Here is a 14,142-nt window from a genome sequence, read left to right as displayed (position 1 = left end):
GTGAAAGGGGTCTGAAGGATGAAAAAAGTTAAAATTGTCTGTACTATTGGACCGGCTTGCTCTAGTTATGAAATGCTTTACGCTATGGCGGAAGCGGGTATGAATGTCGCTCGATTTAACTTCAGCCATGGCTCTTATGAAGAGCATAAAGCACGACTTGATCTTATCCGGAAAGTGGAAAGAGACAGGGGACGCCCTATAGCAACGCTTCTAGATACGAAAGGACCGGAGATTAGGACCGGAACTCTTCGTGGGGGTTCTGCCTTTTTGAAAAAAGGTCAAGATATAATTCTGACCACCAGAGAGGTAGACGGTAATGAAAACGAAGTAACCGTTTATTATCCAGCTTTGTCAGAAGAAGTTACTCCAGGTCAAGATGTTTTTATAGATGATGGAACTCTTCATCTCAGGGTTCAGAGAATCTCTGGGCTTGATGTCCATTGCAAGGTTATTGTAGGTGGAGAGCTTGGAGAAAGGAAAGGGGTTAATATTCCTGGAGCTAAGATATCTCTACCTGCTCTATCGGATAAGGATAAGGCCGATATACATTGGGGATTAGAGAATAAATTAGAATATATTGCAGTTTCCTTTGTTAAAAACCAGAAGGATATTATGGATGTTCGGCGGGTTATAGAAGAAGCTGGCGGCGTGATGAAAATCATTGCTAAGATAGAGACCCGCCAGGCTGTAGACTCTATTCACGAAATTTTAGATGTAGTAGATGGAGTTATGATAGCTAGGGGAGATCTTGGAGTCGAAATTCCTACAGAAGAAGTTCCTTTAGTTCAGAAGGAGATTATAGATCTCTGTCAATCTCGCGGGAAAGCTGTCATTGTGGCTACGCAAATGCTTGATTCTATGATTAGAAACCCACGCCCTACTCGAGCAGAAGCCAGCGATGTTGCAAATGCAGTTCTAGATGGGGCAGATGCTGTTATGTTGTCGGGGGAGACTGCGAAAGGGGCATATCCTCTCCCTTCTGTGGAAACCATGTATCGTATTGTATCCAGAGTAGAAAAAGATTTGGATTTATGGCAACACCCTTTACATCGAGAGCAGCTTAGCGCAGGAGTTCCTGATGCTGTGAGCGGAGCCTCTGTAGAAGTGGCTCGGGAGATGAGGGCCGCCGCTATTCTCTCTTTGACCCGAAGTGGAAGTTCTGCTCAAATGGTGAGCAAGCACCGTCCTCCCTGTATTATTGTGGGAGCGACTCCCGTTTTGCGAACATGGCGTGAGCTTTCTTTATATTGGGGAGTGGAACCTCTTTTGGTAGGGGAAATCAATGATCAGGGGCAAGCTGTGGATAATGCTCTGTCTGCTGCTCTTGAAGGGGGATTTGTCAAGGAAGGAGACTTGGTTGTAGTTACAGCTGGAGTCCCCATGGGCATTCCTGGCACTACCAATATGTTACAGGTCCATACAGTGGGCCACATTTTGGTGAAGGGGCTCTCTCTTCTTAAGAAAGAAGCGTATGGATTTGTCCGGACAGCCCGCTCGGCGGAAGAAGCGAATCAAAAAATGCGACAAGGGGATATTCTTGTGGTAGAGCAAACAGATAAAGATTTTGTTCCAGCTATGGGGAAAGCCGCTGCTATTATAACGGAACAGGGAGGGCTTACCAGTCATGCAGCTATCGTAGCTCTTGAACTTGGCATACCTTGTGTGGTGAGTGCAGCAGATGCCCTTGCCACCCTTCATGACGGTATGGCTGTAACAGTAGATGGGGTGCGAGGCGTTGTATATGCTGGCAGCGTTCGATTGAGAGCATAAGGAAAATATCTTAATGAAAAGTACAGAGGGAAATAGAGCATATAGCTTTATGGCGGCTTCTTTCCCGAGATGGGAGGAATTTCCCCTGCATAAAGATCGTTTGAGTGCTGTACTCGTTCCTCTCTTTAAGAAAGGGAAAGATGTGCAGGTGTTGTTCTTGGAACGCCCTCTTTTCTTGAAAGATCATGGAGGAGAAATGTGTTTCCCGGGGGGAGAACGAGAGGTTAATGATAGAGGTCCTTTAGAGACAGCTCTTCGGGAAACAGAGGAAGAGATAGGGCTCTCCCCTCAATTTGTTCAACCAGTATGTATAATGAGCCCTCAACACACCGTGAAAAGTGGATTTACCATTTATCCTGTTGCGGGAGTTATTCGGGGTCGATCACCATTGAGCGACTTGCGTTTTTCTCCTGGAGAAGTGGCGGACTTTGCTTTGTGGTCTCTTGATTCTATCCCAGATAATTCTCAGACTTATCGGGTCCTTCACGATAATGGCAAAATTTTTGAGACACCTCAATATACCCTCCCAGATGGGAGGATCATTTGGGGAGCAACAGCCTTTATCCTTAGGCGATTTATATATTTTATACGCAAGGGAGATATGTATTCATGCCTTTAATTGGTGCTCATGTTTCCATTGCTGGAGGGCTAGAACATGCCATAGAAAGAGGAGAAGCTTTAGAATGTGAAGCGATCCAGATTTTTTCAAAGAATCAACTCCAATGGCATAGTGCTCCGATTTCAATTTCTCGGGCAGAGAGATTCCTCCATGCGTGGAAAAATAGTTCCATCCAATCAGTAGTTGTCCACGCATCATATCTTATCAATCTAGCCTCTCCGGATGAGACCAGGGCTAAGAGTGTTGTTGCTTTAATAGAAGAGGTGGAACGTTGCGATATGCTCGGAGTGGAAGAACTGGTGGTGCATCCAGGCTCTTCGCGGGGAACACCCAAAGAAGATGGTTTGGAACGCCTGGCAAAAAGTCTTAAAGAAGTTATTCATGCTACGTCTATGATGAGAGTTAGAATTTTGCTTGAAACTATGGCGGGGCAAGGAAGTATACTTGGAAGCTCTCTTGATGAATTACAGTTTGTTTTAGATAGAATAGGGTATACTGAAAAACTGGGGGTATGTCTTGATACGTGTCATCTCTTTGCAGCGGGACACGAACTCAGAACAGAAGAGGCATATGGGCGGTTTGTCGCAACTCTTATGGGCAAAATAGGACTTGAACGTATTGGTTGCTGGCATTTAAATGATAGTGAACATGTAAAGGGAAGCCGCTTAGATCGGCACCAGCATATAGGAGACGGAGAGTTAGGGCTCTCCCCTTTTTCTTTTATAGTGAACGATCCTCGCTGGGACCATGTTCCGGCTCTTCTTGAGACGCCCCAAAATGGAATAGGAAATGAGGGGAATTTAACAATCTTACGTAAATTAAGGGGAAGGTAGGGATTCCTATGAGCCTCTGGCCCCGCCTTATGGTATATCACGATAAAATAGCTCATAATGCGGCAAGGATAGTTTCCTTGTGTCGCCAATGGAATATTGGCATTTATGGGGTTACGAAAGGGATATGCGCACAGAAGGACATTGTACGAATCCTTCTGGAAAATGGGTGTGAAGGCGTGGCAGATAGCCGTATAGAGAATGTCTATCGTATGAAAAAAGAAATGGGTGTTACTATCCCAATTATGATGCTCCGGACCCCGATGTTAAATGAAGTTAGCGAGGTTGTGGAATATTGCGATAGTTCCGTTGTATCTGAGGTTGAGACAATTAGAGCCTTGGACCAGGAATGTAGTTTTCATGGGAAGCAAGATTATAAAGTCCTTCTGATGATTGATCTAGGGGATCTACGGGAGGGCATTTGGCCGGATGAATTAGAGAATATAGCCGCTGCTTTTAAAAAATGTCGATATGTACACTGTATGGGAGTGGGAGCAAACTTTGCCTGTTTTGGAGGGATCTTACCCTCTTCGGATAAGCTACGGGAATTAGGGCGCCTCTCCCAGCAGTTGGAAGGCCTATTGGGTTATCCTATGAAGCTTTGTTCTGGTGGAGCAACTTCATCCTTGTCTTTGCTGGAGGATGGGACGATGCCTCGATGTGTTAATTCGCTCCGTATTGGCGAAGGTATATTTTTAGGGACAGATTCCTCAGGGATGAGAGTAATTCCTTATTTGCATCAGGGAACAATGGTTCTTGAGACAGAGATAATAGAAATAAAACGCAAACCTAGTTTGCCACAGGGCAGGGCGATGGCCAATGCTTTCGGTGAGATCCCTGCTTTTACAGATAGAGGATGGCGGTTGCGAGCAATAACTGCGGTAGGAAGACAAGATGTTAAAATCGAGGGATTAGCTCCTCTGGAAAAGGGGATAGAGATTCTTGGAGCTACCAGTGACCATATGGTGCTTGATGTAGAAGAATCTGAACGACAGCTGCATGTTGGAGACAGGCTCCATTTTTCTGTCGATTATAGTGCTATGTTAGCTCTTACCACGTCTCCCTATGTTTCTGTACATATGATAAGGTAATTTTGTTTGCCATCTCAGGTTGAGAGTGGAGGAAAAAGGATGCTCGATTTTTTTCGTTGGCACGATCTTTTAGACATAATTATTATAGCGGTGATTATTCATCGCCTTTTATTGCTTCTGGTCGGCACCCGCGCAATGCAGCTTGTGAAGGGGTTGCTTATATTAGGAGTCGTAGCTTCTCTGGCCAGGTTTTTTGAACTGAAAACGTTGTCGTGGTTTTTGGGGAAAGTTTTAGGAGTATTGATCATAGCTATCCCGATCGTGTTTCAACCGGAACTTCGTAAAATGTTGGAAGAATTGGGACGAGGCAATATATGGAGACGCAAAAGGGCTCAAAAGAGAGCTGAGGCTTTGAGTCAGGAAATCACTCGTGCATTAGGGTATCTTAAAGGACAGAAAATCGGAGCACTTATGGTGCTTCAGAGAGAAACAGGGCTGAAAGATTTCTGGAGTACGGCTGTTAAATTGAATGCTGAAATTTCGCAGGAACTTCTTATAGCTATTTTTTGGCCGGATAACCCCCTCCATGATGGGGCTGTTATTGTGGATCGAGACATGATTATATCTGCAGGGACCTACCTCCCTTTAACTGAAAATACAGATCTTTCTCGTTGGATAGGGACTCGTCATAGAGCTGCTCTTGGAGTGTCGGAGGTATCTGACGCTATAGCTTTGGTGGTCTCAGAAGAGCGAGGAGAGATATCTCTAGCTATTAATGGGCATCTCTCCAGAAATTTAAAAGAGAATCAAGTGTATAAACTTCTTCTCCACTACTTTGGCGCAGAAGAGAAAGAGAAACGATCTATCCTTGATCGGGTACAAGAAGATATTCGTTCTTTGTGGCAATAGGGATGGGAATAAGGAGGTCGTTGTATGTTGGCGCCAGAATCAAAAAAAATTGATGTTCTCTTAACTTCTCCTCATTTCCTGAGGATTATTTCTGTGGTTATAGCTATACTTCTCTGGTTCTATGTAGCAGGAGATCGGGGAGGAGAAGTTGTTAGAACCTTCCGTTGCCCGGTGGATTTTTCTAATGTTCCTCAACAAACTATATTGAGAGCAGAAACTCGGGAAGTGGAAGTAAGTGTGTCCGGTAGCCGAACTATGCTTGATGGGCTTAAGCAAGGAGCAATTCTTTGTGAGGTAGACACAAAAGGGCTTTCCCTTGGAAAATATCGACTTGCTGTTCGTGCTATAGTTCCTAAAGATGTTAAAGTCGTGGGTATTAATCCAGCACAAATAGCTATAGAGATGGTACGATATATCGATCGTATGATCCCAGTAGATGTTGTCGTAAAAGATGGATTGCCTCCAGGTCTTTATCTTGAATCGGTCCACATCTCACCTAAGGATGTAACAGTACGAGGGGTGGAAAAAGATTTAGCGCGAATTAAGGGTGTTCGTATTACCCCTACTCTTGATCAATTAAAGAGTGGTGAGGATGTTGTTTTGCCGGTGGAAGTAAACAAATCTGAAGTTTTTGAAGACCAGATTGATATAGATCCCAAGGAAGTTCACTTGACAGCTGTACTAGCCAAAGGGCTTCCGAAGAAAAAAGTTCCAGTTAATGTCCAAGTTATAGGAGAGCCGAATTCGGACTTCTCAGTAAAGGCCATAATAGTAGAGCCTTCGGAAGTGGAGGTTGAAGGGCCCTATAATAAATTAGAAGCTTTGCCGAAGGTTGAGACCGAGACCATTGATATCACAGGGTTGTCTCAGGAACAAAGTATGATTGTGCCGCTCAAGCCTATTGACGATGGAACTTTAAAATATGCGGGTGCATCTTCTGTACGGGTAAATATATTACTTAAGCCTTTTACGGTCTCAAAACTTTTGACAAATGTAGCTGTAGAGGTGGAAGGGAATAGTATCTATCCAGGGTGGAAAGTGGATCCTTCTGCTGTGAATATTACTATTGAGGGGACGCCGTCGGAAGTGGAAAAAATAGACGAATCGAATTTCCCTATTCAGCCCTATGTGAATGTAACGAATATTGTGTCAAGAAAATTAATGGTTCCTGTACAGGTTAGAAATACTTCACGGAGCATTCATGTTGTCAAGGTTGAACCTTCTCGCGTAACAGTGCGGGCGGACGTGGAGTAAGAAAAGAGGAGCGGGGAAGGTGAACAGGTTTGGAAGAGAGTGAAAAAAAGGTTCGCTGCCTTTTCGGTACAGACGGTGTTAGGGATGTAGCCAACAGAGGGGTCATGACTCCAGAAATGGCATTGCGTCTAGGAAGATCTTACGTGCTGTATTTAACGGAAAGGGGTGTTCCTCGTCCCCGGATTGTTATTGGACGGGATACCCGTAGGTCAGGGAATATGCTTGTGAATGCTCTTGTGGCAGGAATGCTTTCTGCGGGAGCGCAGGTTTTGTCCCTAGGTGTTATACCTACGCCTGGAGTGAGTTTTGCAATAAAACAGGTAAAAGCGCAAGGCGGTGTGGTTGTGAGCGCATCTCATAATCCAGCAGAATATAACGGCATTAAGTTTTTAAACAGTGATGGGCACAAGTTATGCGATGATGCTGAAGCTTCCATTGAGGAATACCTTGGCGATAATCTTATAGATGACTGGCGTCCTACAGGAGCTTCTATTGGGGAGGTTGTAGAGCGTCCTGATATCGCGCAATCGTATGCACGGTGGCTCGCTTCTCTTGCCTCGTCTATTCCCCTCCTAGATAGTCGGATCGCCTTTGATTGTGCTCATGGTGCGGCTTCCGACATTTTACATGTTATCAATAAAAATAGAGGCGTTTCCTCTTGGATGCTTACTGGCGATGCTCCAGACGGGTTAAACATTAATGAAGGAGTGGGTGTTATGAATATGGCCCATATTGCTTCAGTAGTGAAAGAGGAAAATGCTCAGGTAGGAATAGCGTATGATGGTGATGCCGACCGAGTTTTGCTTACCGATTCTTTAGGGCGAGTTTTGGATGGAGACATTATCCTTTGGGTTTTAGCTCGCTGGCTTGCTTCTCAAAGGAAATTGGGTAGTGGCGTTGTTGCTACAGTTATGAGCAACCTCTCTCTTGAAGAGCATTTGAAGAAGGATGGGATTCAGGTTTTTCGTTGTCCGGTAGGGGATCGTTATGTACTTGAAATGATGAAACATAGGGATTCTTGCCTTGGAGGCGAACAGTCTGGGCACGTTATAATTAGCGAGTTTACATCTACAGGAGATGGAATTTGTACAGGCTTTATTTTTCTGAGGGCATGTAGCGAATTAGGAGAAAACATAGATTCACTTGTTGATACGTTTGATCGCTATCCCCAACTCCTTCGTAATGTAGAAATTTCTAGGAGTCGTTCGGTAGATCCAGCTTTTATATCCCATATATCTCAGGAAGCAAATCAGAAGCTGATGGGACAGGGCAGAGTCCTCATTCGACCGTCAGGGACTGAGCCTCTCATGAGGGTTCTTGTGGAGGCTAAAGATCCTCAATTAATGCGAGAAGTTTCAAAGGATCTAGTGGATCAGATACAGTTGAAGTGCTGTTAGCATTTCTTGTCTGATAGAGGCTGGAAGGAGAAATTTTTTCTTATGGGTGAATTCCAAACAGTTAGAAAATGTCTTTTCCCAGTTGCGGGATTGGGGACACGATTTTTACCCGCAACAAAAGATATTCCTAAAGAAATGTTACCGCTTGTAGACCGGCCGATTATTTCTTTTGGGGTAGAGGAAGCAGTAGCTGCTGGGTGTACAGACGTTGTCCTTATAACCAGCCGGTCAAAAAGATCTCTTGAAGATTATTTTGATCGAACTTGGGAATTAGAAAAGATATTGGAAGAACGAGGAAAGATGGATATGCTCCGTCTTGTGCGAAAAATACCTGAAATGGCTAGGGTCGTATATACGAGGCAACCTGAACCGTTAGGGTTAGGGCATGCGGTTCTGTGTGGGGAACCTTTCTGTGGCAGGGAGTATTTCGGAGTCATACTTCCTGATGATGTGATGGTAGCCCAGCCTTCAGTTCTTTCCCAGTTGATTGCTGTCCATGAAAAATGGGGTGGAAGTGTTATAGCCTTGGAAGAAGTTCCTTCTGAGGAGACAGCTCGCTATGGAGTTGTTCAGGCAGAAAAAGTGTCAGAAGGCCTCTTCAAAATTCACGATCTTGTGGAGAAACCCTCGCCTGAAAAAGCGCCGAGCAATTTGGCGATTATGGGGCGTTATATTCTTGCTCCAGAAATTTTCTCCATTCTTAAGAATACAAAACCTGGTGCAGGAGGTGAAATTCAACTTACAGATGCATTAAGACAGCTAGCAAAAGAACAACAGTTATGGGGTGTCGTGTATAAAGGGCAACGGCTTGATTGTGGAACACAAAAGGGCTGGCTCAAGGCTAACGTGGAGATGGCTCTCAAAGACCCAGACCTGCGGAAAATAGTGTTAGAAAGTGTGGAAAACTATGAAAGGGGTGAGAAATGTACAAATAGCGAAAACAAATAAACGTGCTGAGGCAATAAAAAATTATTGCGGGAGAAGGTAGCGCCAGGACTGGTTTTTATGGCCAGTTGACGAGGTTGGGGGATTATCGAATATTCGGCGGATGCCCCCATGGCTCTGAAAGCCAAGCCAATAAACTGTTCTACAAAACCGGGGAGCGATCTCCGGGACAATAAGAACAGATGGTTTTCGTGTGCCTGTACGAAAGGCGGTGCACTGTTCAGTGTGTGGGATTGTTGGATATGTAGGGCAGCGTAATGCGCCAGATATTCTTATAGATGGCATGAAGCGCTTGGAGTATCGAGGGTATGATTCGGCTGGAATTGCTGTAAACAACGGTAAAGATATTCAGGTGCTCAAAGAGGTGGGAAAGGTTTCTGAGCTTGAAAAGGCTATTTCTACCCGTAGTATCGGTGGGCATCTTGGCATTGGCCATACTCGTTGGGCTACCCACGGTGGTGTAACTCAGGTCAATGCTCATCCTCATAGCGACTGCAAAAGGCAGATTGTTTTAGTACATAATGGAATTGTCGAAAACTATATTGAAATAAGAAAAGCACTTGAATCAGAGGGCGTTTCTTTCTTAACTGAAACAGATACGGAAGTAGTTGCCCAGCTTCTTGCTAAAATTTATGGAAGTAAAAAAGATATGGTTCAGGCTTTGGTGGAGCTAGGAGCTCAGTTAAGGGGTTCTTTTGCGCTAGCTATTCTCGTTAAGGACATGCCAGATACGATCTATTGTGTTAGAAAGGGTTCTCCTCTCGTTGTGGGTAACGGTGAGGGAGAGGCTTTTTGTGCTTCCGATGTCCCTGCTCTCCTGCCATATACGCAAAATGTGTACTATATGAACGACGGGGATATTGCCTGTCTCTCCCCAAAGGGAGTGTCCTTTTGGGATGAGTCTGGTTCAATTATAAAAAAAGAATTCCATCGTATAGAATGGGATCTTTCCATGGTAGATAAATGTGGCTATCCGCACTTTATGCTTAAAGAAATCAATGAGCAGGGTGCTGTTTTAAGGAGTTCTCTAGAGGGGCGTATCTACAATTCAAAAGTGGATCTTTCCAAGGAGCTCCATGTTCCCGCTTCTTCGGTTCAAAAGTGGAGGCGCCTCCATATCGTGGCATGTGGTACTTCGTTTTATGCGGCACTGGTAGCTGAAAGGCTTCTTGAGGAGATTACGGACCTAGATATTCGTGTGGATGTGGCTTCAGAGTATCGATACAGACCTCTTTCTATAGGAGAAGATACGTTGGCGATTTTTGTATCTCAATCTGGAGAGACAGCGGATACTCTTGCTGCAGAGCGGATGGCTAAAAGTCGAGGAGCCCGATGTTTGGCGGTGACGAATGCTCAAGGATCATCTTTGGCTCGAGAAGTAGACGATGTCCTCTTGCTGAAAGCAGGCCCTGAAATAGGAGTAGCAGCTACGAAAACGTTTACCGGGCAGCTTGCGGTGCTATACGTGCTCGCTATCTATATTGCTAAACTGCGTGGGACTCTCTCTTCAGTTGAGGAGAAAAGGCTTGTAGATGGTCTTCAGAAATTGCCATATCAGATAGAGGGGATACTGGAACGACAGGAAGAGCTTCGACGTATAGCTGAGAGATATGCAACATCTCGGGATCTTCTCTATCTCGGTCGTGGCCGTTCTTTCCCCATAGCGTTAGAAGGGGCGTTGAAGTTAAAAGAAATATCATATGTGCATGCTGAAGCTTACGCTGCCGGCGAGATGAAACATGGTCCTATAGCTCTGCTTGAAAAGGATGTACCAGTGGTAGTGATTGCTCCACGGGATAAACTTTATGAAAAAGCTTTTTCGAATATTTTAGAAGCGAAAGCCAGAAAGGCTCCAATTTTTACTATAGGTACTTTGGGGGATAAAAACGTAGATGAAATATCAGATCATGTTTTTTCTGTGCCTCAAACAGAAGAGGAGCTAACTCCTTTTATGACGGTTATTCCGTTGCAGATTTTTGCATATTATATGGCTCGTGTACGGGGATGCGACATCGATCAACCTCGTAATTTGGCCAAAAGCGTTACAGTCGAGTAATAAAGCTCTTTTGCAGTAAAGTAAAGGCTTCTGCCTCGTGTATTAGGTAGAAGCCTTTTTGTTATATACCTATCTTTTCTTTGTGGAGACTACTTTTGTAGAGGCTCTTTGGTAGCAGGGTAATATATTCTAATGTGAGTCATATTGTAAAGAGCCTTATCTTGCCGACCAGAAACAGAAGGGAAAAATTGCCATGGGCCACCATCTAAACGGCAGAGAATGAGAGGTCGGCGTTCATAGGTGGACCATATATCCCAAAGCTTGTCTTGAAGTTGCGTGCCAGGGACTAGACCGTCTGAGAAGAGAGGTGTCGTACCCACTAGGGTATTATGACTCGTAGAAGCAATAATCATCCATTGGGTCAATTGCCAAGCAGAAGCCATTTCAGAAGAGGCACCGTGAAGGAGAGGCATGATCTGAAACCCTCCAATTTCTCCCCGAGGTGATGTGCTTATATCGATGACTCCTGTATGGTTAGCTCGTATGCGACTTCCTCGTTGGAAGAGGGTTCCTTCAAAACGGCCGGTCCCGTAAATTGGACGAATGACTCTAGCTACGATTTGAGGTCCTTGAGAGTACCAAGCGATAATACGACCACCTGGACGATTTTCTATATCCACGATGTACGGAAGAGAGGCTGTTTCTTCCACAGGAATAACAAGAATATCGCCCTCTACGGGCATATTCTCACAAGAGAGAAGAGCCTGTCTATCGTCTGGGCGGCGGACATAAACCTTTGTACCTACAGGTGGTGCCCATCCGCCGAAAATTCCTGTACCGGCATCAGAACGTACAGTAAAAAAAGTTTTTTTCCCTGCCGCTGGAGCTACAGTAGTCTGAGGTAAAATGCTGATGGTCCGGCCTTTCTCATCTTCGATGGAGCAGAGTAAATGTATAGCATTAACAGCTGAAGCACATACTGTCCCTGGCTTACCCCACCCGCTGGCTGTGTAACTGGGCCATCGGGTGGTTTCTGGTATGGACGAAATGGTTCCCAAGTCTGTTTTGGAGCCGTCAGGTCTTATAGCATATGCAGAAGCGCCAATTTTGCAGGGTATGTAAAGTGTGTATAGTAACGTTTCTGCTGCAACACAGGAGGAGAGGGTAGCTAATAGATAGAGAGAAAAAGTCATAACGAATATTTTTTTGAGATGACGCATATATTCTATCCCTTCTTTCACCGTTAACGTTGTTATAGTCTATTATAAGGAAATATCAAAAGATAAACAGCTTTTTAGAAGACTATTTGAGAGGTGATTTTTAAAATGAACATTCAAAAGATGCTTTCGGCGGCACGAGGAGAGCTTCCATGCGACCTTGTAATCAAAAATAGCCGCATCGCTAATGTGTTCAGCTTAGATTATGAACAAGCCGATGTAGCTATATATGATGGTACCATAGTGGGGGTAGGTAAGGGGTATAAAGGTTTAATGGAAGTCGATGCAGAGGGGTCCGTTTTAGCTCCGGGCTTTATTGAAGGGCATTGCCATATAGAAAGCACGATGCTTACTCCAGCTGGATTTGCCGAGATGGTGTTGCCTTGCGGCACAACAACGGTAGTGGCTGACCCTCATGAAATAGCTAATACCTGCGGTATGAAGGGATTAGAATACATGTACCTTGAATCTCGTGACCTTCCTATCGATATTTATTTTGCGGCGCCTTCTTGTGTACCGGCATCTCCTTTTGAAACCCCCAAAGAGCCATTGGACGCACTCGCTATTAAAAACTCTTATGAGGAAGGCTGGTGCAAGTCATTAGGCGAAGTGATGAATTATCCAGGAGTTATTCATGGAGAAGAGAGCGTTTGGGGGAAAATTTTGGTATCATGGAATGAGGTACGAAGTGGACATGCTCCCGGTGTGACAGGAAAGGATTTGTGTGCATATCTGTTAAGTGGATGCGCTAGTGATCACGAAAGTTCTACTTGTAAAGAGGGCGTAGAGAAGTTGCGAAGGGGAATGTGGCTTATGATTCGTCAAGGAGCGACTGAGCATAACCTTCAAGAACTTCTACCTATTATCAAAGAGAACGAAGCTCGATCCTCTCATGCCATGTTTGTAAGTGATGATCTTACAGCGAACCACATAGAAACATGTGGTCACTTGGATCAAAAGGTCCGCCTTGCGATAGAAGCAGGGCTTTCTCCTCTCACAGCTCTTCGTATGGTTACCTTATCACCAGCGCAATATTTTAGGCTATGGGATCGAGGCGCAATTGCACCAGGCTATAAAGCAGATATGGTATTACTAGATAGTTTGGAAAATTGTCAGCCTATACATGTTTGGAAAAATGGAGAGTTTGTTGTGCGTAACTCCGCCCTGTTGAATGTGCCATTTCCCAGACGTCATTCGTATCCGTTAGCGTCAAGAGCTTTACACATCCCATCTCTTGAAGAAATTCGCGTAAAATCGTCTTTATCCTCTCAAATACGGGTATTGGGACTCAAAGCAGGACAAGTAGTTACAGATCATCGTATAGAGCCCCCTACTGTTCACAAAGGGCAGATTGTAGCTGATGCAAATAGAGATCTGGCGAAGATAGTGGTTGTAGATAAAAATAGTGGGAGCAATCGCTTTTTTGTAGGGTTTGTTATGGGACTTGGTATTAAAGAGGGGGCTATTGCATCTTCTGTCGCGCATGACGCTCATAACTATATTGCTGCTGGTATGGATGATATATCCATACGCTATGCCCTTAACGAGTTATCCTATCTGGGGGGAGGGTTGCTAGCCGTTCGTGGACAAAAGACGATAGCAGATCTCCCTCTTCCAGTAGGAGGTCTGATGAGCGATGGTTCTGCCAGAGATGTTATTAATGGTTTGAATGAAGTGGAGAAAGGGGCTCTTTCTCTTGGAACAAAGCTGCCCCATCCTTTTATGGCCATGAGTTTTTTATCGCTTAGTGTCATTCCTGAATTAAAAATTACTGACCAGGGATATGTGGATCTTAATAGAGGAGGGGCAATGTCACTTTTTGCGGAGGATAAGTAGAAGAAGCAAACCTGGGATGAGGGGAGCCCAGGCAATCCATTTTGCTACGTAGATGAATAAATAAAAAGAAGTGGTAGCAAGCCCCGCAAAAAAGAGGAAAAGGGCTATGGAAATAAGCATTTTCCCTTTACCTTTAGATCGATAACCTATAGTTGCGAGAATAAGTGATAGAATAAAAAAAGCAACATTGCAAATAAGCAATGTTTTTGCAGGCATTAAAAAAGAGTTGAAAGCTCTAAACATAATTGTCCCCCCGGGTAAGAGCAGAATTCTCTTTTAGTATATAGCTAACTTTGTGTATTGACATTCAAGAAAGATAATGTTTTTCTTATAAAAAA

Annotated in this window: 12 protein-coding genes; 10 read left to right on the top strand and 2 right to left on the bottom strand. The window is 44.4% G+C overall.

Annotation, left to right across the window (positions count from 1 at the left end; all coding sequences use genetic code 11):
• The first annotated feature begins 18 nt into the window (after positions 1-18).
• The 9 genes from pyk (at position 19) to glmS (ending at position 10,811) form a co-directional block, all read left to right on the top strand.
• Positions 19-1,770, top strand: a complete 1,752-nt coding sequence (gene pyk / locus B4J50_RS00175; protein ID WP_286846308.1) for a pyruvate kinase — start codon at positions 19-21, stop codon at positions 1,768-1,770.
• A 13-nt stretch (positions 1,771-1,783) separates the two neighbouring features.
• Positions 1,784-2,389 (top strand): NUDIX hydrolase, encoded by a 606-nt coding sequence (locus B4J50_RS00170; RefSeq protein WP_024822447.1) that lies wholly within the window; start codon positions 1,784-1,786, stop codon positions 2,387-2,389.
• Positions 2,380-3,222: a deoxyribonuclease IV gene (locus B4J50_RS00165; protein WP_286846306.1), complete on the top strand. Its 843-nt coding sequence runs from the start codon at positions 2,380-2,382 to the stop codon at positions 3,220-3,222. The genes B4J50_RS00170 and B4J50_RS00165 overlap by 10 nt, the downstream gene beginning before the upstream one ends.
• Positions 3,223-3,230: 8 nt before the next feature.
• Entirely contained in the window at positions 3,231-4,310 is a 1,080-nt protein-coding gene (locus tag B4J50_RS00160) for an alanine racemase (protein ID WP_024822445.1), read from the top strand.
• A gap of 39 nt (positions 4,311-4,349) precedes the next feature.
• Positions 4,350-5,159 (top strand): diadenylate cyclase CdaA, encoded by an 810-nt coding sequence (gene cdaA, locus B4J50_RS00155; protein ID WP_024822444.1) that lies wholly within the window; start codon positions 4,350-4,352, stop codon positions 5,157-5,159.
• A gap of 24 nt (positions 5,160-5,183) precedes the next feature.
• Positions 5,184-6,413, top strand: a complete 1,230-nt coding sequence (locus B4J50_RS00150; RefSeq protein ID WP_024822443.1) for a CdaR family protein — start codon at positions 5,184-5,186, stop codon at positions 6,411-6,413.
• A 29-nt stretch (positions 6,414-6,442) separates the two neighbouring features.
• Entirely contained in the window at positions 6,443-7,810 is a 1,368-nt protein-coding gene (gene glmM / locus B4J50_RS00145) for a phosphoglucosamine mutase (protein ID WP_286846304.1), read from the top strand.
• Positions 7,811-7,852: 42 nt separating this feature from the next.
• Positions 7,853-8,758, top strand: a complete 906-nt coding sequence (gene galU, locus B4J50_RS00140; protein WP_024822441.1) for a UTP--glucose-1-phosphate uridylyltransferase GalU — start codon at positions 7,853-7,855, stop codon at positions 8,756-8,758.
• A 220-nt stretch (positions 8,759-8,978) separates the two neighbouring features.
• On the top strand, positions 8,979-10,811 hold the full coding sequence (glmS, locus tag B4J50_RS00135; protein WP_286846388.1) for a glutamine--fructose-6-phosphate transaminase (isomerizing): 1,833 nt from the start codon (positions 8,979-8,981) through the stop codon (positions 10,809-10,811).
• An 89-nt stretch (positions 10,812-10,900) separates the two neighbouring features.
• On the opposite strand, the gene B4J50_RS00130 is transcribed toward glmS, so the two are convergent.
• Complete coding sequence (locus B4J50_RS00130) at positions 10,901-11,971, bottom strand: hypothetical protein (RefSeq protein WP_286846303.1); 1,071 nt, start codon at positions 11,969-11,971, stop codon at positions 10,901-10,903.
• Between the two features lie 105 nt (positions 11,972-12,076).
• Here B4J50_RS00130 and ade point away from each other — a divergent pair, with 105 nt between their 5' ends.
• The gene (gene ade, locus B4J50_RS00125) at positions 12,077-13,804 is read left to right on the top strand and encodes an adenine deaminase (protein ID WP_286846302.1); all 1,728 of its coding nucleotides are present in this window, start codon (positions 12,077-12,079) and stop codon (positions 13,802-13,804) included.
• Here the strand turns inward: ade and B4J50_RS00120 are convergent.
• The gene (locus B4J50_RS00120; RefSeq protein WP_024822437.1) at positions 13,781-14,047 is read right to left on the bottom strand and encodes a hypothetical protein; all 267 of its coding nucleotides are present in this window, start codon (positions 14,045-14,047) and stop codon (positions 13,781-13,783) included. The two genes, ade and B4J50_RS00120, sit on opposite strands and share 24 nt — an antisense overlap.
• Between the last annotated feature and the right edge of the window lie 95 nt (positions 14,048-14,142).

It is taken from the genome of Aminobacterium sp. UBA4908 (genome assembly GCF_002398115.1).
Classification (GTDB): Bacteria; Synergistota; Synergistia; order Synergistales; family Aminobacteriaceae; genus Aminobacterium; species Aminobacterium mobile.
Note: the sequence above shows the minus strand (reverse complement) of the source record. Positions and strands in the feature narration are given on the sequence as shown.